At 65.0% G+C, this 20,410-nt stretch carries 18 protein-coding genes; 6 read left to right on the top strand and 12 right to left on the bottom strand.

Going from position 1 to position 20,410, the window contains the following annotated elements:
* Positions 1 to 10: 10 nt before the first annotated feature.
* The 5 genes from hda to panB all read left to right on the top strand — a co-directional run bounded on the left by hda (position 11) and on the right by panB (position 4,173).
* Entirely contained in the window at positions 11 to 679 is a 669-nt protein-coding gene (gene hda, locus IGS61_RS07955; RefSeq protein WP_230539092.1) for a DnaA regulatory inactivator Hda, read from the top strand.
* A complete protein-coding gene (locus IGS61_RS07960) occupies positions 679 to 1,350 on the top strand; it encodes an HAD family hydrolase (RefSeq protein ID WP_076566473.1) in 672 nt (223 codons plus the stop codon). Before hda ends, IGS61_RS07960 begins: the two co-directional genes overlap by 1 nt.
* A complete protein-coding gene (gene pcnB / locus IGS61_RS07965) occupies positions 1,343 to 2,713 on the top strand; it encodes a polynucleotide adenylyltransferase PcnB (protein WP_230539093.1) in 1,371 nt (456 codons plus the stop codon). Before IGS61_RS07960 ends, pcnB begins: the two co-directional genes overlap by 8 nt.
* Positions 2,713 to 3,189: a 2-amino-4-hydroxy-6-hydroxymethyldihydropteridine diphosphokinase gene (gene folK / locus IGS61_RS07970; protein WP_230539094.1), complete on the top strand. Its 477-nt coding sequence runs from the start codon at positions 2,713 to 2,715 to the stop codon at positions 3,187 to 3,189. The genes pcnB and folK overlap by 1 nt, the downstream gene beginning before the upstream one ends.
* Positions 3,190 to 3,297: 108 nt before the next feature.
* A complete protein-coding gene (gene panB / locus IGS61_RS07975; protein WP_230539095.1) occupies positions 3,298 to 4,173 on the top strand; it encodes a 3-methyl-2-oxobutanoate hydroxymethyltransferase in 876 nt (291 codons plus the stop codon).
* A gap of 98 nt (positions 4,174 to 4,271) precedes the next feature.
* On the opposite strand, the gene IGS61_RS07980 is transcribed toward panB, so the two are convergent.
* From IGS61_RS07980 to IGS61_RS08010, 7 genes are all read right to left on the bottom strand, one after another.
* A complete protein-coding gene (locus IGS61_RS07980) occupies positions 4,272 to 5,759 on the bottom strand; it encodes an aldehyde dehydrogenase (protein WP_230539096.1) in 1,488 nt (495 codons plus the stop codon).
* Between the two features lie 30 nt (positions 5,760 to 5,789).
* A complete protein-coding gene (locus IGS61_RS07985; RefSeq protein ID WP_230539097.1) occupies positions 5,790 to 6,641 on the bottom strand; it encodes an ABC transporter permease in 852 nt (283 codons plus the stop codon).
* The gene (locus IGS61_RS07990) at positions 6,638 to 7,567 is read right to left on the bottom strand and encodes an ABC transporter permease subunit (RefSeq protein WP_230539098.1); all 930 of its coding nucleotides are present in this window, start codon (positions 7,565 to 7,567) and stop codon (positions 6,638 to 6,640) included. The genes IGS61_RS07985 and IGS61_RS07990 overlap by 4 nt, the downstream gene beginning before the upstream one ends.
* 7 nt (positions 7,568 to 7,574) lie before the next feature.
* Entirely contained in the window at positions 7,575 to 8,723 is a 1,149-nt protein-coding gene (locus tag IGS61_RS07995) for an ABC transporter ATP-binding protein (protein WP_230539099.1), read from the bottom strand.
* A 137-nt stretch (positions 8,724 to 8,860) separates the two neighbouring features.
* Positions 8,861 to 10,321 carry an aspartate aminotransferase family protein gene (locus IGS61_RS08000; protein WP_268993786.1) on the bottom strand — a complete coding sequence of 487 codons (1,461 nt, stop codon included), beginning with the start codon at positions 10,319 to 10,321 and terminating at the stop codon, positions 8,861 to 8,863.
* 10 nt (positions 10,322 to 10,331) lie between these two features.
* Entirely contained in the window at positions 10,332 to 11,702 is a 1,371-nt protein-coding gene (locus tag IGS61_RS08005; protein WP_099376355.1) for a glutamine synthetase family protein, read from the bottom strand.
* 54 nt (positions 11,703 to 11,756) lie between these two features.
* Complete coding sequence (locus IGS61_RS08010; protein WP_230539100.1) at positions 11,757 to 12,521, bottom strand: gamma-glutamyl-gamma-aminobutyrate hydrolase family protein; 765 nt, start codon at positions 12,519 to 12,521, stop codon at positions 11,757 to 11,759.
* A 265-nt stretch (positions 12,522 to 12,786) separates the two neighbouring features.
* On the opposite strand from IGS61_RS08010, the gene IGS61_RS08015 reads away from it, so the two are divergent.
* Positions 12,787 to 13,932: an MFS transporter gene (locus tag IGS61_RS08015; protein ID WP_230539101.1), complete on the top strand. Its 1,146-nt coding sequence runs from the start codon at positions 12,787 to 12,789 to the stop codon at positions 13,930 to 13,932.
* A 4-nt stretch (positions 13,933 to 13,936) separates the two neighbouring features.
* On the opposite strand, the gene IGS61_RS08020 is transcribed toward IGS61_RS08015, so the two are convergent.
* The 5 genes from IGS61_RS08020 to IGS61_RS08040 form a co-directional block, all read right to left on the bottom strand.
* Entirely contained in the window at positions 13,937 to 14,725 is a 789-nt protein-coding gene (locus IGS61_RS08020; RefSeq protein ID WP_230539102.1) for a hypothetical protein, read from the bottom strand.
* Positions 14,722 to 15,288 carry a sigma-70 family RNA polymerase sigma factor gene (locus IGS61_RS08025; protein ID WP_230539103.1) on the bottom strand — a complete coding sequence of 189 codons (567 nt, stop codon included), beginning with the start codon at positions 15,286 to 15,288 and terminating at the stop codon, positions 14,722 to 14,724. The genes IGS61_RS08020 and IGS61_RS08025 overlap by 4 nt, the downstream gene beginning before the upstream one ends.
* A gap of 49 nt (positions 15,289 to 15,337) precedes the next feature.
* A complete protein-coding gene (locus IGS61_RS08030) occupies positions 15,338 to 17,224 on the bottom strand; it encodes a beta-propeller domain-containing protein (protein ID WP_230539104.1) in 1,887 nt (628 codons plus the stop codon).
* Between the two features lie 96 nt (positions 17,225 to 17,320).
* Entirely contained in the window at positions 17,321 to 17,944 is a 624-nt protein-coding gene (locus IGS61_RS08035; RefSeq protein WP_035822575.1) for a trimeric intracellular cation channel family protein, read from the bottom strand.
* 4 nt (positions 17,945 to 17,948) lie between these two features.
* Positions 17,949 to 20,378: a penicillin-binding protein 1A gene (locus IGS61_RS08040; protein ID WP_230539105.1), complete on the bottom strand. Its 2,430-nt coding sequence runs from the start codon at positions 20,376 to 20,378 to the stop codon at positions 17,949 to 17,951.
* Positions 20,379 to 20,410 lie beyond the last annotated feature (32 nt).

Here is a 20,410-nt window from a genome sequence, read left to right on the forward strand (position 1 = left end):
GGCGTACGCCATGAAACAACTGGTGCTCGATTTAGGCACAGACCAGGCGCACAGCCTCGATACCTTCGAGGTGGGACAGAATGCCGAAGTGGCGCAGCTGATGCGCCAGTTCGCCGCGCGCACGTCGCGCGAACATTTTGCCTACCTGTGGGGCGAACTGGCCGCCGGCAAGAGCCACCTGCTCAAGGCCCTGGCCAGCACTGAGCGCGCGCGCTACATTTCGCCATTCTCGATCGAGTCCGAATTCGTGTATTCGCCCGACGTGGATTTGTACCTGCTCGACGACTGCGAAAAGCTGTCGCCGCTGGCGCAGATCGACGCCTTTGCCCTGTTCAATGAAATCCGTGCCAACCAGGCGTTCATGGTGTGCAGCGGCGCCGTCCCGCCCGCCGTGCTGCCCGTGCGCGAAGACTTGCGCACGCGCATGGGCTGGGGCCTGATCTACCAGATCCACGGCTTGACCGACGATGAAAAAATCGCCGCCCTGACCCAGGCGGCCACCACCCGCGGCTTGACCTTGTCGCCGGGCGTGTTACCCTATCTGCTGTCCCATTTCCGGCGCGACATGCGTTCGCTGTCGACGATGCTGGACTCTCTCGACCTTTACTCCCTTGAAACCCAACGCCCGATCACCTTGCCATTGTTGCGCGAGTTGCTGCAGGCGGAAGCGAAAGAATGATGAATCTGGCCCTGTTTGACCTCGACCACACCCTGCTGCCCATCGACTCGGATCACGAGTGGGGCGAATTCCTGGTACGCATCGGTGCCGTGGACGCCGCCGAATTCACCCGCCGCAACGACGAATTTTTCGCGCAATACCAGGCCGGCACGCTCGATCCGGTGGAATACCTGGAATTTTCCCTCGGCACCCTGGCGCAATTCCCGCGCGAACGCCTGGAAGCGCTGCACCGCCAATTCATGGCCGAAGTGGTCTTGCCGGCGATCCGCCCGGAAGTCGTTGCCCTGCTGAAACAACACCAGGACGCGGGCGACCTGCTGGCCATCGTCACGGCCACCAACCATTTCATCACCAAACCCATCGCCGATGCACTGGGCGTCGAACACCTGCTGGCCGCCATGCCCGAATATGACGAGCAAGGCAATGTCACGGGCAAGCTGCTGGGCACGCCGACTCTGGGCGCGGGCAAGCTGACCCACACCCACGCCTGGCTGGAAAAGATGGGCAAGGAACTGGGACAGTTCGAGCGCAGCTATTTTTACAGCGATTCGCACAACGACATTCCCCTGCTGTCGGTCGTGACCCACCCGGTCGCAACCAATCCCAATGCCGCGTTGACAGCACACGCATCCCTCCACGGCTGGCCATCACTCCACTTATTCAATGATTAAAAAATTCATCCGCAAGATCCTCGGCGTTAAAAAAGAGGCAGCGCGCGACACCACGGCTCCCATCGTGCTCGGTCCTGCGCAACACGGAATCGACCCGAAACTGGTGTCGTCGAATGCCATCCGCGTCACCAGCAGCCTGCAGGAAGCGGGCTTCGAGGCCTTTGTCGTCGGCGGCGCCGTGCGCGACCTGCTGCTGGGCGTGAAACCCAAGGACTTCGACATCGCCACCGACGCCACGCCGGAACAGGTCAAGCGCTTGTTCCGCCGCGCCTTCATCATCGGCAAGCGCTTCCAGATCGTACACGTGATGTTCGGCCAGGATTTGCTGGAAGTGACGACCTTCCGCGGTGCCGGCGCCGATTCCGCGCCCAAGGATGAACATGGCCGCGTCCTGCGCGACAACACCTTCGGTTTGCAGCACGAAGACGCGCTGCGCCGCGACTTCACCATCAACGCCATGTACTACAACCCGGCCACGCAGGAGGTGCTCGATTACCACGGCGGCGTGGAAGACATCCGCGCCAAGACCTTGCGCATGATCGGCAAGCCGGAAGAGCGCTACCGCGAAGACCCCGTGCGCATGCTGCGCGTGGTGCGCTTTGCCGCCAAGCTGAAATTCACCATCGAGCCGCACACGGCCGCGCCGATTCCCATCATGGCGCCGCTGATCAACAACGTGCCGGCGCCGCGCGTGTTCGACGAGATGCTGAAACTGCTGATGAGCGGCCATGCGCTGGCCTGCCTGCAGCAGCTGCGCAAGGAAGGCTTGCATCACGGCCTGCTGCCGCTGCTCGACGTGGTGCTGGAACAGCCGCTGGGCGCGAAATTCGTCACCCTGGCGCTGGACGCGACCGACCAGCGCATCGCCGCCGGCAAGACCGTCTCGCCGGGCTTTTTGTTTGCCTCGCTGCTGTGGCACCAGGTGCTGGAAAAATGGACGGCCTACCGCGCCGCCGGCGAGTCGACCATCCCCGCGCTGCACCTGGCGGCCGACGACGTGCTCGACTCGCAAACGGAAAAACTGGCCCTGCAGCGCAAGATCGGCTCCGACATGCGCGACATCTGGTCGATGCAGCCGCGCTTCGAGCGCCGCGTCGGCAAAGCGCCGTACAAATTGCTCGAACACCTGCGCTTCCGCGCCGGCTACGACTTCCTGCTGCTGCGCTGCGCCTCGGGCGAGATCGACATGGATATCGGCGAATGGTGGACCGCGTTCTATGAAGGCGACGAGGAAACGCGCGAAGCGCTGCTCGTCAGCGCGAATGCAGCACCGGGCGCCGTCAAGAAGAAGCGTCCGCCACGCCGCAGCACGCGCAGCAAAACGGGTGGCGGCACCACCACCGGCGGCACCAGCGGCGAATAATGTCAGTGATTGCTTACATCGGCATCGGGGCGAACCTGGGCGACGCGCGCGCGAATGTGCAGGATGCGATCGCGCGTCTGGCGCGTCTGCCCGGCGCCAGCTTGCTGGACGCCTCGGCCAGCTACCGCACGGCGCCCATCGATTCCAGCGGCGACGACTACATCAACGCCGTGGCGCGCATCACGACCACCCTGCCGGCGGAGGAACTGCTGCTGGCCCTGCACGCCATCGAGGCGGCGCACGGGCGCGAACGGCCTTACCGCAACGCCCCGCGCACCCTGGACCTGGACTTGCTGCTGTACGGCGATGAACAGATCGCCAGCGCCACACTGACGGTGCCCCATCCGCGCCTGACGGAGCGCGCCTTCGTGCTGGTGCCGCTGCTGGCCCTGGCGCCCGACATCGCCGTGCCAGGACGCGGCCCCGCGCAAGACTATCTGGCGGGCGTGTCGGACCAGGCCATCAGCCAACTCTGAGCGCCACGCGGCATTGCTCTACAATGCCGCCCCTGCACGCCGCCCTATAAAGTACTACACTAGCGGCGTCGCAATAGCATCACACCCCTTTCACTCTAGAGAATACCTATGTCCGCTTATTTGCAAGGAACAGATCTGGCCGCAAAAGACAAGGCCGCCACACCGGCGCCGGCGCCATCCAAGCCTGTCGCCAACAAGGCCGTGACCATCCATACCCTGGCCACGTTGCGCGCCGCCGGTGAAAAGATCTCCATGCTGACCTGCTATGACGCCAGCTTCGCGTCCCTGATGGACCGTTGCGGCGTGGAGATCCTGTTGATCGGCGATTCGCTCGGCATGGTCTGCAACGGCCTGAACTCCACCCTGCCCGTCACCGTGGCCGAACTGGCCTACCACACGGCTTCCGTCGCGCGCGGCAGCAAGTCGGCCATGATCCTGTCCGACCTGCCGTTCGGCGCGTACGGCACGCCTGAAACGGCTTACGCCAACGCCGTCATCCTGATGCAGGCGGGCGCGCACATGATCAAGATCGAAGGCGGCGCCTGGCTGGCCGAGACCGTCCGTTTCCTCACCGAGCGCGGCATCCCCATCTGCGCCCACATCGGCCTGACGCCGCAATTCGTGCATCAGCTGGGCGGCTATAAGGTGCAGGGCAAGAGCACGGAAAGCGCCGCCGAGCTGAAAAACGACGCACTGGTGCTGCAAAACGCGGGCGCCGCCATCGTGCTGATGGAAGCCATGCCGTCGCAACTGGGCAAGGAAGTGACCGACATGCTGACGATTCCCACCATCGGCATCGGCGCCGGTCCCGACTGCTCGGGCCAGGTCCTCGTCATGCACGACATGCTGGGTGTCTTCCCAGGCCGCAAGGCGCGCTTCGTGCGCAACTTCATGGAAGGCGCGGCCAGCATCGACGAAGCCGTCACCGGCTACGTCAAAGCCGTCAAGGACGGCAGCTTCCCGGCGCTGGAACACTGCTTCTGATTGCACTTAGCGAGCCACTGATTGGCGCTTTAGTCCGCAGATGAAATCCAGGGTCAGACCCGTCGGGTCTGACCCTGGCTTTTAGGCCAACAATACGCCTACCCCACCTGTATCCACGTCGTCTTCAGCTCCGTGTACTTGTCCAGCGCGTGCAGCGACTTGTCGCGCCCGTTGCCCGACTGTTTATAACCGCCGAACGGCACGGTGATATCGTCGCCGTCGTACTGGTTGACGTGCACGGTGCCCGCGCGCAGGGCGCGCGCCGTCTGGATGGCCTTGGTGATGTCCGAGGTCCACACGGCCGCCTGCAAGCCGTAGGGCGTGGCATTGGCCTGTTGGATGGCTTCCGCGATATTCGTAAAGCCCAGCACGGACAAGACCGGCCCGAAAATCTCTTCGCGCGCGATCGTCATGCCGGCGTCCACGCCGAAGATGGTCGGCTGCACGTAGTGGCCGCCCGTATCAAGGCGCACGGCCTCGCCGCCGCCCAGCAGCTGCGCGCCTTCGCTCTTGCCGGCCGCGATATAGCCCATCACCGTTTGCATCTGCGTGGCGTCGACGATGGCGCCCATGACGGTGGCTTCGTCGAGCGGATCGCCTGGCTGGAAGCGGGGCAGCATGGCCAGCGCCTTGGCGATAAATGCATCCTTGATCGATTCTTCCACGAACAGGCGCGAGGGCGCGTTGCAGCTTTCGCCCTGGTTGAAGAAGATCGAGCCGACGGCGGCCGCCACGGCCTTGTCCAGGTCCGGGCAATCGGCGCACACGATGTTGGCAGACTTGCCGCCCAGTTCCGTCCACGCCCGTTTCAGATTCGACTGGCCCGCCATCTGCACGATCAATTTCCCTGTGCGCGTGGAACCCGTAAAGCCGATGCAATCGACGTCCATGTGCAGCGCCAGCGCGGCGCCGGCCTCGTTGCCGTAGCCTGGCAGCACGTTGAATATGCCCGCCGGCACGCCCGCTTCCAGCGCGATGTCGGCCAGGCGCAGCGCCGTCAATGGCGATTTTTCCGACGGTTTCAATATCACGCTGTTGCCGGCCGCGAGGGCCGGCGCGATCTTCCAGGCGGCCATGATCATCGGGTAATTCCACGGCACGATGGCGGCGACGACGCCCACCGGTTCGCGCGTGATCAGGGCCAGGCTGTTGGCGGGTGTCGGCGCGATTTCATCGTAGACCTTGTCGATCGCCTCGCCATACCAGCGCAGGCAGTTGGCCGTGGCGCCCACGTCCACGCTCTGGCTGTACTTGATCGGCTTACCCATGTCCAGGGTTTCCAGCAGGGCCAGCTCGGGACCGTATTTCTGCACCAGGTCGGCGAACTTGATCAATATCCGCTTGCGCTGCGCCGGCGACTTACCGGCCCAGCGGCGGTCGTCAAAGGCGGCGCGCGCGGCCTGCACGGCCGCCTCCACGTCGGCGCCGTCGCAGCGGGCCACCTGCCCCAGCGAGCGCCCGTCGATGGGCGACAGATTGTCGAAAGTCTGGCCGGCCCTGGCCGCGACCCGTTCGCCGTTGATGACGGCGCGCCCATCGATCTTGATCGCTGCGGCCCGTGCGTGCCAGCTGGTGTTTTCCGTCATGGTCGTCTCCTGTGTCAGTTTACAAGCAGCTTACTCCTGGTCCAGCGAATACGCCGCGGACATCTGTTTGCGGCGTCTGCGGTCGGCGCGCGCCAGCATCACGGCATACGCGATGACGGCGATGGTCACGACGAGGATGGTCAGCGCGGCGATGGCATTGACGCGCGGATCGAGCCCCAGGCGCGCGCGCGAAAAGATCACCAGCGGCATCGTCGTCGAACCGGGACCGGACAGGAAAGCGGACAGCACCACGTCGTCGAGCGACAGGGTGAACGTCAGCAGCCAGGCCGAGGCCAATGCCTGCGTGATGTTCGGCAGGGTTACGAGGAAAAACACCTGGTGCGCGCGGCAGCCCAGATCCATGGCCGCTTCCGCCAGCGATTTGCTCATTTCCTGCAGGCGCGACTGCACCACCACGGCCGCATACGCCATGCCCAGCAGGGTGTGACCGAGCCAGATGGTCAGCACGCCCCGCTCGGGGAAACCAAAGACCTTTTGCATGGATACCAGCATCAGCAGCAGGGACAGGCCGATGATCACTTCCGGCATCACCAAAGGCGCGCTGACCATTGCGGAAAACACCGTGCGGCCACGGAAGCGCTGGTAGCTGGTCAGGGCAAAGGCGGCAAAGGTGCCGAGGATGACGGAAGACGTCGCCGACATAAAGGCGATCTTCAGGGATAAACCGAAGCCCGAGATGATTTCCGCATCGTTCATCAACTCGCTGTACCAGCGCAGCGAAAAGCCGCTCCACACCATATCCTGGCGCGAGCTGTTGAACGAGAAGACGATCAGCACGATGATGGGCAGGTACAGGAACAAGTAGCCCAGCGAGAGCCAGCCGCGCCCGAACCAGCGCTGCAGGAAGGTACGTCCGTTCATGTGCGCTCCTCCGCGTCCTGGTCGGTCTTGTATTTGTTAAAAATGGCCATCGGCACGAGGATCAGCAGGATCACCAGCACCGTCACGGACGAGGCCATGGCCCAGTCGTTATTGGTGAAATATTCATCCCACAGCACTCTGCCGATCATCAGGGTTTCCGGACCGCCCAGCAACTCGGGAATCACGTATTCGCCGACGGACGGAATGAACACCAGCATGGCGCCGGCGATGATGCCCGACTTCGACAGGGGCACGGTGATGCGCCAGAACGCCTGCAGGGGCGTGGCGCCCAGGTCGGCCGCCGCTTCCAGATAACGCACGTCCATTTTCACCAGGTTGGCGTACAGGGGCAGGATCATGAACGGCAGATAGGCATACACCATGCCGACCACCAGCGAAAACGAGGTGTTCATCATGTGCAGCGGTTCGCTCACCACGCCCAGCGCGAGCAACAGGTCGTTGAGCAAGCCGTGGTTGGCCAGGATGCCCTTCCACGCATACACGCGCAGCAGGAAGGAAGTCCAGAACGGCAGCATCACCAGCATCATCAGCACGGGCCGGATCGATGGCCTGGCGCGCGCCATGAAGTAGGCGAACGGGTAGCCGATGAAGAGGCAGATGGCCGTGGTGATGGCCGCGTATTTGATGGAACTGAGGTAGGTGAGCAGATACAGTTCGTCGGCGGCGATGAACAGGTAGTTGGCGATTTTCACCTTCAGCACGACGATGCCGTCGACATACGATAGCAGGCCGCCGAACGGGCTGCCCGCCGTGTCCATGTCGGACAGGCTGATACGCAGCACGATCAGGAACGGTACCAAAAAGGCGGCCGTCAGGAACAGCGCGGGCACGGCGATGACGGCGTTGCGCCCAGTGACCCAACGCAGGGTGACGAGCTTGCGCAGCGATTGCAGAATGGACGTCATGATGGCCTCAGCTGGTCAGCACGACGATGTCGGCGCCATCCCACCACACCCACACGCGCTGTTCGCGCTCGAGGCGTGCGGCGTCGTGGCGGGCCGCGTTGGTGCGCGAGACTTTCACCACTGTGCCGCTGTCGAGGCGTACGTGGTAGCTGGTTTCATTGCCAAAATACGCCATGGCGACGATCACGCCCTGGGCGCAGTTGTAGCCGTGTTCCGCTGGCGAAGCGCGTTCTTCCAAGGCGGGCGGTTCTGTCTGGATGCCGATCTTTTCGGGGCGCACTGCCACCGAGACATCCATGCCCAGGTTGCCCGTGATGCCATGCGCGACATAGTGGCGGCCGTCGGACGTGTCGATGACCACGTGATCGGGTTCGTCTTCCGTGATGCGGCCATCGAACAGGTTGACGCTGCCGATGAAGTCGGCGACGAAGCGGCAGTTCGGCGTCTCGTAGATTTCACCCGGCGCGCCCACCTGCAGGATGCGCCCCTCGCTCATGACGGCGATGCGCGTGGCCATGCTCATGGCCTCGTCCTGGTCATGCGTGACCATCACGCAGGTGACGCCCACCTGTTCGATGATGTTGACCAGTTCCATCTGCGTGCGCTCGCGCAGTTTTTTATCCAGCGCGCCCAGCGGCTCATCGAGCAGCAGCAATTGCGGACGCTTGGCCAGGCTGCGCGCCAGCGCCACGCGCTGCTGCTGGCCGCCCGACAGCTGGTGCGGCTTGCGCTTCGCGTACTGCCCCAACTGCACCAGCGCCAGCATCTGTTCGACCCGCGCCGCCACTTCCGCTTTCGGCAAGCCGTCGCGACGCAGGCCGAAGGCGATGTTGTCCCACACGGACAAATGGGGGAACAGCGCGTACGACTGGAACATCATGTTGATGGGCCGCTGGTGCGGCGGCACGTCGACGATGCTGTTGCCCGCCAGGGCGATACGCCCCGAGGTCGGCGTCTCGAAACCGGCCAGCATGCGCAGCAGGGTCGACTTGCCGCAACCTGAGCTGCCCAGCAGGGCGAAAATCTCGCCCTTGTTGATCGTCACGGAAATGCCATCGACGGCGCGCACGCCATCGAATTCCTTGACCAGCTGATCAATCAGCAAGAAAGGCGCTTGGGCGTCGCTGGCCGACGCGGCAGGTGTTGCTATCGTCATGTGTGGGTAGCTTCTGGGTAAGAGGGTGTCAAAATGAAAAACTGGCCGCTGTAGTAGCGGCCAAGATGGAAGTTTAGCGGAACTGCCGCCATTGCGGTCCAAAAAATACGCAGATGGCGGCAAAATTGGGCAAAAACCTACACCCAGCCCTTCGCCTTCACCTCGTCATACGTCTTGTCCAGGCACAGCCGTATCAGCGCCACCATCTCATCGATCTGCGCGCGCGTCATCACCAGCGGCGGGGCGACGATCATGCGTTCGCCCACGGCGCGCATGATGACGCCGTTGTCGAACATGTGGCCGCGGCAGATCATGCCCACGCCCTGGCCCTCGTCGAACAGCTCGTTGTCGTGCACGGTGGCGCCCTTGCGGCGCACCAGGTTCAGCCCCGCGACGAGGCCGCAGCTGTCCGCATAGCCGACCAGCGGATGCTCACCCAGGCTGGCGAAGCACTGCTTCAGGTACGGTCCCGTGTCCTCGGCCACCTTGGCCACCAGCTGCTCTTCCTCGATGATGCGGATGTTTTCCAGCGCGGCCGCGCAGGCCACGGGGTGGCCCGAATACGTGAAACCGTGCGTGAATTCGCCGCCCCGCTCGATCAATACCTTGGCCACCCTGTCGCCCACCAGCACGCCGCCCAGGGGCACGTAGCCCGAGGTGACGCCCTTGGCAAACGTGATCAGGTCGGGCTTGATGCCGAACAGCTCGGAGCCGAACCAGCGCCCCAGGCGGCCGAAGCCGCAGATGACTTCATCGGCGATCAGCAAGATGCCGTACTTGTCGCAGATGCGGCCGATTTCGGGCCAGTACGTCGATGGCGGGATAATGACGCCGCCCGCGCCCTGTACCGGTTCGCCGATGAAAGCGGCCACCTTGTCGGCGCCGATCTCGAGGATCTTGTCTTCCAGCCAGCCGGCCGCCTTCAAGCCGAAGGCTTCCGGAGACAAACCGTGGCCCGACTCCAGGTAATTGGGCTGGCCGATATGCGCGATGCCCGGTATCGGCAAGCCGCCCTGCGCATGCATGCCGTCCATGCCGCCCAGCGATGCCCCCGCCACCGTGCTGCCGTGATACGCGTTGTGGCGGCTGATGATGGTGTGGCGCTCCTTGTAGCCGAGGATATCCCAGTAGCGGCGCACCATGCGCAAATTCGTGTCGTTGCCTTCCGAGCCGGAACTGGTGAAGAACACGTGCTGGAACTGCGGCGGCGATATCTGCGCCAGCTTGGCCGCCAGCTGCGCGGCCGGCACGTTCGTCGTGCCAAAGAAGCTGTTATAGAAGGGCAGCGTCTCCATCTGTTTGTACACGGCTTGCGAAATCGACGTGCGGCCGTAGCCCACGTTGACGCACCACAGGCCCGACATGCCGTCGACGATCTTCTTGCCCTGGCTATCCCACAGGTAGACGCCGTCGCCGCGCACGATCACGCGCGCGCCCTTGCTTGCCAGGTCCTGGAAGTCGGTGAACGGATGCAGGTAGTGGGCCGAATCCATCTGCTGGATGGCGGCCGTGTCGTACACCTGCGGCGCCGCGTTCTTTTGCGCCACGGACGATACAAAAGCGGCGCTCGGCGCCAGCGGATTGTTTGTTGTGCTCATAGGTGATCCTTTATACGTGCAGTAAGAGATGCTCGCGCTCCCACGGACTGATGACGGTCATGAATTCCTGGTGCTCCAGGTCCTTGATGGCCGCATACACGTCGATGAAGCGCTCGCCCAGCACCGTGCGCAGCTTGTCTTCCGCGCGCAGCAGCTGCAGGGCCTCGGGCAAGCCTTGCGGCAGCTCGAATTTCATGTCGTAGGCGCTGCCCACCATCATCGGCGTCGCTTCCAGCTGTTCCGTCATGCCGAGATAGCCGCAGGCCAGGGTGACGGCCAGGGCCAGGTAGGGATTCGCGTCGGCGCCGATGATGCGGTTTTCCACGCGGCGGTCCTGCACGCCCGACTCGGGCACGCGGAAACCCACCGTGCGGTTGTCCAGGCCCCACTGGATGTTGATCGGCGCGGCCGTGTGGCGCACGATGCGGCGGTAGGAGTTCACGTAGGGCGCGACGATGGCCATGGCCGACGGCATGTAGCGCTGCAGGCCCGCGATGTAATGCTTGAAGATGGGCGCGGCCGAACCGTCCTCGTTGCTGAAGATATTCAAGCCCGTCTTCGCGTCGACGACGCTCTGGTGCACATGCATGGCGGAACCCGGCTCGCCCGCCATGGGCTTGGCCATGAAGGTGGCGTACATATCGTGTTTTAACGCTGCTTCGCGCAGGGTGCGCTTGAAGAAGAAGACCTTGTCGGCCAGGCCTAATGGATCGCCGTGCAAGAAGTTGATTTCCATCTGACCCGCGCCGATTTCGTGGATCAGCGTATCGACGTCAAGGTTCATCAGTTCGCAGTAATCGTAGATATCCTCGAACAGCGGGTCGAATTCATTGACGGCGTCGATGCTGTACACCTGGCGGCTGGTTTCCGCCCGGCCGCTGCGGCCGATGGGCGGCTTCAAGGGCAAGTCGGGGTCCGTGTTTTTCGCCGTCAGGTAGAACTCCAGCTCCGGCGCCACCACGGGTTTCCAGCCCTTGTCCGCATACAGTTTCAGCACGCGCCGCAACACGGATCTTGGCGCAAAATCGACCAGCGCACCATCGGAAAAATAGCAGTCGTGGATGACCTGCGCGGTAGGATCGGTAGCCCACGGCACCATGGTGATGGTGGTGGGATCGGCCTTCAAGATCATGTCGCGGTCGGTGCTGGAAATGGCGCGGTCGTAGCCGCCATCATCGACCGGATAATTGCCCGTCACGGTCATGCCCAGCACCGCTTCCGGGATGCGCATGCCGCGCTCCTGGGTGAATTTCCCGCGCGGCAGGATCTTCCCGCGCGCCACGCCCGTCAAGTCGGGCACCAGGCATTCGATTTCCGTGACGCGCTTTTCATTGAGCCACAAATCCATATCCGTATAGGTGAAATTTTCGCGTATTGCCATGTTTCCCTCTCGCTGGTCTTGATCAAACGCCGCGTGCTGCGGGCGGCGCGCCTGTCATTCTGTCTTTCTGTGCTGCTCCTGGTAATCGCGGCACGCCTGGCCGAAGGCGCCGAACAGCCGCATGGACTGCGGATTGTCTTCCACCTGCCATTCCGGGTGCCATTGCACGGCCAGCGCAAAGCCGGCGGCGCTGGCCACCGTATACGCTTCCACCAGGCCGTCGTCGGCCAGCGCTTCCACCAGCAAGCCGTCGGCCAGCCGCGCGATGCCCTGGCCATGCAGGGAATTGACCATCATTTCGCTCTCGCCGCCCAGCAGCCGCGACAGCACGCCGTCGGGCATCAGCTTGATGCGGTGCGCGGATGCGTACTGGCGCGCCAGGGTATCGAGCACGTTCTCGCGGTGGTCCATCATGCCCGGCATCGCATGCACGGCCTGGTGCAGGCTGCCGCCCAGGGCCACGTTGACTTCCTGGAAGCCGCGGCAGATGGCGAGCAACGGCAACTGGCGCGCCAGCGCGGCGCGGATCAGGGGCAAGGTGGTGGCGTCGCGCGCGGGGTCTTGCGGCAGGTCGGGATGGAGGATATCTTCGCCGTACAGGCGCGCGTCGACGTTCGAGGCCGAGCCGGTCAGCATCACGCCGTCGGCGACCTGCAGCGCCGCTTCCAGGTCGGCGTCGGCGCCCAGGGCGGGCAGCAGCAGCGGCATGCAGCCGGCGCCGCGCAGCACGGCGTGCAGGTATTTGTCCTGCGCCATGTGCCAGGCGTGGCTGCCCAGCTGGCGCTGGCAGGCGGGAACGAGAACGATGGGACGGCGCATGGTGCTACCTCGCTGGCGTGACGATCCAATGACAGCGCCATGACAGCGCTGCCGCTCGCTACACTGTACAGCAGAGCCGGTAGAAACGGCCACACGTGGCCAACGGCGGCACACATCGCCTACACTACGGCCTTGCTTTATTAAAATCATCATATGCCCGTCCGGCGCCAAACACCAGCGCCACCGGCAAAGTCCCTTACTTTCCCATGCATCCACACCGCTTTCCAGCCTTCCGAAACTCCTTTTTCACCCTGCGGGGACAGCCATGAAGCACATGCCATGGCGCGACTTCTTTGCCCTCGTGGTCAGCATCGGCGTGGTCGGCCTGGGCCTGGGCGCGACCATGCCGTTGACGGCGCTGACCCTGCACCAGCGCGGCGTGGGCACGGACATCATCGGCATGATCACGGCCGTCAGCGCGCTCGGCATCCTGGCCGCCTCGCCATTCGTCTCGCGCTGGGTGGGGCGCTTCGGCGCGCGCGCCACCATGCTGGGCGCCGTCTGGGTGGCGTCGCTGGCGACGATCGCCATGCAGTTCACCGATCATCTGCTGGCGTGGAGCGTGCTGCGTTTCCTGTTCGGCGGCGCCATGGGCGTGCTGTTCACCATCGGCGAAGCGTGGGTGAACCGCCTGGCGCCCGACAATTCGCGCGGACGCGTGGTGGCCATGTACACCACCAGTTTTACCTTCTTCCAGCTGATCGGCCCTGCCCTCGTGGCCCTCTTCAACGACAAGATCAGCTGGAGCTTCGCCGCCTGCGGCCTGCTGTTTTTGCTGGCCGTGCCGGGCCTGATGCTGATCTCGAACGGCGGCCCGGAACGCGAACCGGAGGAACAGGGCGTGAAGTGGATCTTGATCCTGCCGCGCATGCCGATGATCGTGCTGGGCGCCGCCTTCTTCGCCCTGTTCGACACCCTGGCATTGAGCCTCCTGCCCCTGTACGCGATGGAGCACGGCATCGGCACGGACCTGGCCCTGCTATCGGCCACCGTGGTGCTGGTGGGCGACACGGGCCTGCAATTCGCGCTGGGATGGATGGCCGACCGCTTTGGCCGCGCCAGGGTACACGCGGGCTGCGGCGTGGCCGTCTGCCTGCTGCTGCCGCTGCTGCCCTTCGCCGTCGGCACGCCGTGGCTGTGGTGGACCTTGCTGCTGTTGCTGGGCGCGGCGGCGGGCGGCATCTACATGCTGGCGCTGGTGGCCTGCGGCGAGCGCTTTACGGGCCTGTCGCTGACCAGCGCCAGCGCCATCGTCAACGCCACCTGGGGCGTCACCAGCGGCGGCGGCCCCTTGCTGACGGGCGTGCTGATGCAATCAGTCGGCGTGAACGCCCTGCCTGCCGTGATGTGGGTGTGCTGCGCCATTTTCGTCGGCAGCGCCGTGTGGGAACGCAGGAAGGGGATCGTGTAACGCGCTACTTTTTTTCCAGCCGCTGCCGCAGCTCCTCGGCCACGGGATAGTCGGGATATGCCTGCCGGAACGCCGTCCACTCCTCGTGCGCCAGGGTATCCTCGCCCGCCTTGAGCAGGGCGTCGATCTTCACCAGCCATACGGAGGCGTCGAGCTTTACCGGCGGCGGCAGCGGCGCGGAGCGGGCCGCCACGGGAGCGGGCATGGCCAGCGCGCGCTGCACGAGCGCCGGGCGTTGCAGGCCGGCTTCAGCCTGAATGGCGGCTTGCTGCTCCATTGCCGCAGCAGGCGCCGGCGGTGGCGGCGGTGGCGGCGGCGCAGGGGGAGCAACGGGTACTGACACGTGCGCTGGCACCGGCTCGGCCTGCGCCGGCGGCCTCGGTGCCGCCTTGGTCATGGCGCGCGGTGCTGGCCGCGGTGGCGCAGACTCAGTGGCAGGTGCAGCGGCCGGTGCGGACATCACCTCCTGCGTGAGCGGTTCCCCTACGACGGGAAATTGCGCCGGTTTCGACCCGAACCAGTCCACACCGATCAGGTTTACCGTCAACAGCACGGCGGCGGCCAGTCCCAGCGGCACGCGCCAGCGCTGCAGGTAATCGGGCGATTTCTTGGCCGGTAAGGTGCGCCGCACGCCATCGGCGCTGTCGTTCGCGGCAACGGGTTTTGCCAATGCTTTTTCAGCGTCGGCCAGGATGGCCGCATCGAGCGCGCTGGAAGGCGCGGGCTGCGGCAGGCTGGCCAGCAACGCGTTCAATTCCTCGTCATTCGGTTCGTCGTGATTGTGCGTATTCATGCCTGTCCTCCCGCGCCAGCGGCGCTGTCCAAGCCCGCGCGCAATTTCTGCATGGCGTAGCGCAGCCGGCTCTTGACGGTTTCCGCTTCCGCCCCCGTCACCACGGCGATCTCGAGGATGCTCATGCCGCTGAACTGCTGCAGCACCAGCGCTTCCTTCTGTTCCGCCGGCAGCGCGGCGATGGCCGCATGCAGCCGTGCATGCTGCTGTTTCTGCTCCAGCGACTGCGGCGGCGAGGCGCCCTCGTCCGCCAGTTCGCCCACGCCGTCGTGTTCCTGTCCTTCCCGCTGGCGCAGGAGGTCGATCAGGCGGTTGCGCGCGATCTGGTACAGATAGGTGCGAAACGCCGCCTGCGGCTGGTAGCCGGCGCGCGCCGCATGCAGGCTGGCCCACGCATCCTGCACGATCTCGTCCACCCACGCGCGGCGCGGCGAACGCCAGGCCACGAAGCGGTACAGCCCCTGGCTGTGGCGCCGGTACAGCTCGCGAAACGACGGCAGGTCGCCGGCGCTGTAGCGCAGCATCAGGTCTTCATCCGTCGCGGTCAATAAAGTGTCGGGCATGCGAATCAGTGTAGCCGAACTGCGCGGCAGCGGCAATTTCCCGACGCCGTCAGCGTACAGTGGGTACGATGGGCGCATAGCTGATGCGGCGCACTTCGCGGATCTGTCCATCCCTGAGCGCCCCTTCCACCAGTTCATAACCGAGCAAGGCGAAGACCCGGCCCTGCAGGAACAGGGGCCGCGCATTGCCATACCAGTCCACGCACGATGCGCGGCAGCCGTCGTCCGGCGCCTGGCCCGGCCGCGCGGCAAGCGCGCCCAGTTCCGTCAATGTCAAACCGCTGTTGCGCAGATACAGGACGGAGGCGGCTGACTTGTTGAGGCCAGGCCGCTCGTCCGCGCCCAGGATGGGCAAGCCGATCAGGCCCTCATTTTGAGCTTGCGGCTTGTAGAAAAAGCCGTGGCTGCGCGACTCGCCCTGCGCCGCGTCGGCGCGGATGTAGCGCGTGGCGACCGCCGCCTGCGCCCCCAGGCCGATGGTGCTGAAGTGCAAATCCCTGCCCTGTGCGCCAATCACCACCGCATCATTGCCCAGCGCCTCGATGCGCTCCACGCCGTGCGGCAGGGACAAGGCTTGCACGCCGCCCGCGTCGGCCCAGCGCACGGCGTACAGGGGCTGGCGCGGCCAGGCCTGATCGGCCTTGCGGCGTCCCGCATTGCCCGGATTGCCGTACAACAGATATGACCCGACATAACGGTTCTGCAGGCCGTAGCCGCCACCACCGGGCAGCGGCTTGTAGCTGCCGGCGGGCGCGCTGTCGCGGCCATCGGAAAACGACGCCAATGGCACGCGCAGCAGGGCCATGTCGCCCCGCCCCCGCGCGCCATCCCACATGGCGTCGCCCTGGCCCTCGGCGCGCAGCAGGACGTTCAGGTGGCCATCAGCGCTTTCCAGGAACGAGAACTGGTCGATGGGCGCGCCCGCCACCTTCAGGGCGCTGGGCGCCGTGCCATCGAGGGGAATGCGGAACACGCCCGAGTCGCTGCCGCGGCGCGTGGTCCACACGAAGACGGATTCGCCCGACACGTAAAACACGCGCCCCTGCGGCCCCATCACGGCGGTCGCTTCGCAACGCATGTCGCGCTGTGCCAGGTCGCACACGGTGACCGTATGCAGGGTCAGACCAAAGCCTGGTTCGGGCTCTTCATCGGTGCGGTAGATGCGCGTGGCAGGGGCGATGCGCTTGAAATCGGACGGCACGGCATCGGGGCGCCAGCGGCGCAGCGCGGGGAAGCCGCCGAACGGGTCGCCCCGGCGCAAGTTCAGCGACAGGGGCGAATAGAACACCAGTTTGCTGCCGATCAGGCGGCTGGCGTAATTGCGCGACGAATAGTAATCGTTGGAGCGCAAATGGTAAGTCGAGCGGTAGGCCAGCTTGCCGTCCGCGTCGATGTCGAACAGGCCGATTTCCGTGCCGCCCCGGCTGTAGCTGTAGCCGATCACCACCACCGTATCGCCGTCGAGCAGCATCTCGTCATACCAGCTGCCCGATGGGTCGCTGCCCGGCGCGTACGCGTCGAGCGAGGCGACGGGCTGCAGGGCATTGCCGCCCACCTGCACGGTAAACAGCTTGCCGCGCCGGAGCATCACCAGGTGCCTGCCATGCAGCTTGACGATGCCGCCTTCGTCCACGCCCGCCGTCTGCACATTGGTGACGGATTCCGCCGCTTCTGCCGATGCCGCCGGCGCCGCTTTCGCCGCCATCGGCGCGGGAGGGGCCGGTGGCGCCGACATGTACTGCGCCGTGGCGCGCTGCAGTTTCTGCTGCTCCCTTTGCAGCGCCGCCTGGCGCGCCTGCAGCTGCTGCAGGTAGGCGCTCAAGGCTTGCTCGCTGGCGAACGGCGCCAGGGTCTTGCGCGGCGCCGTGCCGGCGGCGTGGCTGCCTGCCGACAGCAGCAGGGACAGTATCAATGTGATCTTGAGAGCACTGGACATCGCTTCTTCTCCGGTTGACTGGGGTGTGCAACATGAAACGCAGCGGCGCAGAAAAAGGGGTTAAATTTGCGCAAAAATATGCACGTGGCTGCCGTCTTACTCAAAACCCCGTATGCGGTCGCCGTTGAAATTCGGCAGCCGCCACTCGAAATGCAAGGCCAGGAAACGGAACAAAAAGCCCGCGCCGATGGATGCCAGCTGCGCCACCGAGCTGTCGACCTTGAAGTGCAGCAGGCCAACATACAGGGCACCCGTGAACAGGGCCACGGTGGCATACACTTCGCGCTGCAGCACGAGGGGAATCTGGTTGCACAGGATATCGCGCAGCAGGCCGCCGAAGACGCCCGTGATCATCCCCGCCAGCACGACGATGGCTGGATGCATCTTGGCCGACATGGCGATGTCGCAGCCAATCACGCAAAACGCCACCAGGCCCAGGCCGTCGACCAGCAAAAAGATGGCGCGCAGATGGTGCAGGTAGCGTGCGACAAAGGCCGTCACAATGGCCGCGCCGATGGTAAACAGCAGGTATTCGGGATGCGCGATCCAGCCCAGCGGATAGTGCCCCAGCAGCACGTCGCGCACGGTGCCGCCGCCCAGCGCCGTGACGGTGCCGATCATGCAAATGCCGAACAAATCCATGCCGCGCCGCATGCCCATGATGGCGCCGGACATCGCTTCGGCGACAATCGCCACCAGGTAAATCGTATATAGCAGCATGGTCTTACTCTTCCGAAAATGATTTGAGAATTTGTTCGCGTTCGCGCGCTTCGCTCAGGGTGCGCGCCTCGCTCGTGCCCGTGCTGGAGCCGCCATCGCCCGCTTCACCGCGCGCCATGCGCGTATCGGCACCGCCGCTGCCGCAGCCGACGCTGCTATGGATAAAGGCGAAGTTATCCTTCAGGCAGTCGCCGGCCAGGTATTCGGCATACACATAGTCGCCGTCGAGCAGGGCCAGGCCTGGCGGTTCGGCCAGCACCTGCTCGCGGCGGCCCTGCACGGCCACCTGCATGTAGTCGCGCCAGACGGGCAGCGCCAGGGTGCCGCCGGTGGCATTGCCCAGGCTTTTCGGCTGGTCGTAGCCTAGCCAGACGACGGACACCAGGCCCGAGGAATAGCCGGCGAACCAGGCGTCGTACGCATTGTTCGACGTGCCCGTCTTGCCTGCCGCGTCGCCGCGCCCCAGCGCCAGCGCGCCGCGTCCCGTGCCGCTCTTGACGACGTCGCGCAGCATGCTGTCCATGACGTAGGCATTGCGCGTGGAGATGACCTGCGTGCCCTCTGCCGGCACGCCTTTGGCGCGCGGCGCCGCGTCGCTGAACAACACCGCGCCGCTGCGGCTGCGCACTTCCTTGATCAATTTGGGCGGCATCTGCACGCCGCCGTTGGCGAACACGGCATACGATTGCGCCAGCTGCAGCGGCGTGACGGCGCCCGCGCCCAGCGCCAGCGGCAGGGAAACGGGATTGCGTGCGCCCTCGAAGCCGAAGCGCGTGGCGTAGTGCTGCACGTAGCCGGGGCCGGCCGCCTGCATCAGGCTGACGGCGACCAGGTTTTTCGAGCGCACGAGGCCGCGCCGCACGCTGATGAAGCCTTCATAGTTGTTGCCGTAATTGCGCGGACGCCACGGCTGCGCGCCCGTCTCCTGCGGCAGCAGCAGGCGCTGCGTATCGTCCACGGCCGTCCCGGGAAAATATCCCTTTTCCAGCGCCGCCGAATACACGAAGGGTTTGAAGCTGGAACCGGGCTGGCGGTAGGCTTGCATGGCGTGGTTATAGTGGTTGCGGTAAAAATCGAAGCCGCCCGCCATGGCGACGATTTCGCCGCTGTGCGCCTCGACGGAAATGAGCGCGCCTTCCATCTCGGGCAACTGGCTCACGAGCCAGCGCTTTTTCGCCGCGTCGTGCACCACGCGGATCACGCTGCCCTCGACGATGGCGCGCTTGCCGTCGAGCGGCAGCTTGCCGCCCAGGCGCGCGTCCGATGCCGTCAGCACGATCTCGTCGCCATTGCGCAGCTGCGCCGTCAGCTGGCGCTTGCCGCTCGTCTCGACCTTACGCACCAGGGCGGCGCGCACTTCTCCGCTGTCCGGATAGGCGGCCAGCTGGCGCGCCACGCTGTCTGCGGAGGCGCCCAGGCGCGCTTCCGGGCCGCGATAGCCACGCCGCGCCTGCGCGCTCAATAGCCCATCGCGCAGCGACTTGTCGGCCGCCCGCTGCGGCTCCATGCGGATGGTGGTGGTCACGTCCAGGCCCATGCTGTAGGCGCCTTCGGGATAGCTTTGCAATATCAGCTGGCGCGCTTCCTCGACCGCATACGCGGCCGCGTGCACGGAGCTGTTGCGGTCCTTGTTCAGGGCCAGCTTTTCCGCCACGGCGGCGTCGTATTCGGCCGGCGCGATGTAGCCGAGTTCGCGCATGCGCTGCAGGATGTAATGCTGGCGCACGGTGGCGCGCTGCGGATTGGCGACGGGGTTGTAGGCCGACGGTGCTTTCGGCAAGCCGGCCAGCATGGCCGCTTCCGCGATGCTGACGTCGGCCAGCGGCTTGTCAAAATAAATGTTCGAGGCAGCGGAAAAGCCGTAGGAACGTTCGCCCAGGTAAATCTGGTTCATGTACAGTTCCAGCAGCTTGTCCTTGCCGTAGTGCTGTTCCAGCTTGTAGGCGAGCAGCATCTCCGTCAGTTTACGCTGCACGGTCTTTTCGCGCGACAGGAAAAAGTCGCGCGCCACCTGCATGGTGATGGTGCTGGCGCCCTGCGCGTGGTGGCCCGTGACGACGTTGGCCAGGGTGGCGCGCGTCAAGCCATAAAAGTCCACGGCGCCATGCTCGTAGAAGCGGGCATCCTCGATGGCCAGCAAGGCCTGGCGCATGCGCAGCGGGATCTCCTTCAGCGGCAGGAACTCGCGGCGCTCTTCGCCGTACTCGGCCAGCAGCTCGCCTTCGCTGGAGAAAATACGCAGCGGCAGCGCGGGCTTGTACTGGGCCAGGTGCTCGACGGCCGGCAAGTCCTGCCACGCCTGGCGCAGCCACCAGCCGCCCGCCAGGGCTGCGGACAAGCCCAGGCCCAGGGTCAATCCCAGGCCGAATTTCAGCTTGCGCGCCAGTTTAGACTGCGGCTTGCGGGGGGTGTGGTCGTTCGCTTGTGCTTCCATGGTGATATTCCCTTGCTGCCAGGAGGCCGCGC

Origin of the sequence: Janthinobacterium sp. FW305-129 (genome assembly GCF_020858115.1) — a bacterium.
Lineage (GTDB): Bacteria > Pseudomonadota > Gammaproteobacteria > Burkholderiales > Burkholderiaceae_D > Janthinobacterium.

Bases quoted from the DNA above. Each gene is read 5' to 3' on its own strand.
- panB (WP_230539095.1), top strand. From the start codon at position 3,298: ATGTCCGCTTATTTGCAAGGAACAGATCTGGCCGCAAAAGACAAGGCC.
- IGS61_RS08040 (WP_230539105.1), bottom strand. From the start codon at position 20,378: ATGGAAGCACAAGCGAACGACCACACCCCCCGCAAGCCGCAGTCTAAA.
- IGS61_RS08005 (WP_099376355.1), bottom strand. From the start codon at position 11,702: ATGGCAATACGCGAAAATTTCACCTATACGGATATGGATTTGTGGCTC.
- IGS61_RS08020 (WP_230539102.1), bottom strand. From the start codon at position 14,725: ATGAATACGCACAATCACGACGAACCGAATGACGAGGAATTGAACGCG.
- IGS61_RS07980 (WP_230539096.1), bottom strand. From the start codon at position 5,759: ATGACGGAAAACACCAGCTGGCACGCACGGGCCGCAGCGATCAAGATC.
- IGS61_RS08030 (WP_230539104.1), bottom strand. From the start codon at position 17,224: ATGTCCAGTGCTCTCAAGATCACATTGATACTGTCCCTGCTGCTGTCG.
- IGS61_RS07985 (WP_230539097.1), bottom strand. From the start codon at position 6,641: ATGAACGGACGTACCTTCCTGCAGCGCTGGTTCGGGCGCGGCTGGCTC.
- folK (WP_230539094.1), top strand. From the start codon at position 2,713: ATGTCAGTGATTGCTTACATCGGCATCGGGGCGAACCTGGGCGACGCG.
- IGS61_RS08025 (WP_230539103.1), bottom strand. From the start codon at position 15,288: ATGCCCGACACTTTATTGACCGCGACGGATGAAGACCTGATGCTGCGC.
- pcnB (WP_230539093.1), top strand. From the start codon at position 1,343: ATGATTAAAAAATTCATCCGCAAGATCCTCGGCGTTAAAAAAGAGGCA.
- IGS61_RS07990 (WP_230539098.1), bottom strand. From the start codon at position 7,567: ATGACGTCCATTCTGCAATCGCTGCGCAAGCTCGTCACCCTGCGTTGG.
- IGS61_RS07995 (WP_230539099.1), bottom strand. From the start codon at position 8,723: ATGACGATAGCAACACCTGCCGCGTCGGCCAGCGACGCCCAAGCGCCT.
- IGS61_RS08035 (WP_035822575.1), bottom strand. From the start codon at position 17,944: ATGCTGCTATATACGATTTACCTGGTGGCGATTGTCGCCGAAGCGATG.
- IGS61_RS08010 (WP_230539100.1), bottom strand. From the start codon at position 12,521: ATGCGCCGTCCCATCGTTCTCGTTCCCGCCTGCCAGCGCCAGCTGGGC.
- IGS61_RS07960 (WP_076566473.1), top strand. From the start codon at position 679: ATGAATCTGGCCCTGTTTGACCTCGACCACACCCTGCTGCCCATCGAC.
- IGS61_RS08015 (WP_230539101.1), top strand. From the start codon at position 12,787: ATGAAGCACATGCCATGGCGCGACTTCTTTGCCCTCGTGGTCAGCATC.
- IGS61_RS08000 (WP_268993786.1), bottom strand. From the start codon at position 10,321: ATGAGCACAACAAACAATCCGCTGGCGCCGAGCGCCGCTTTTGTATCG.
- hda (WP_230539092.1), top strand. From the start codon at position 11: ATGAAACAACTGGTGCTCGATTTAGGCACAGACCAGGCGCACAGCCTC.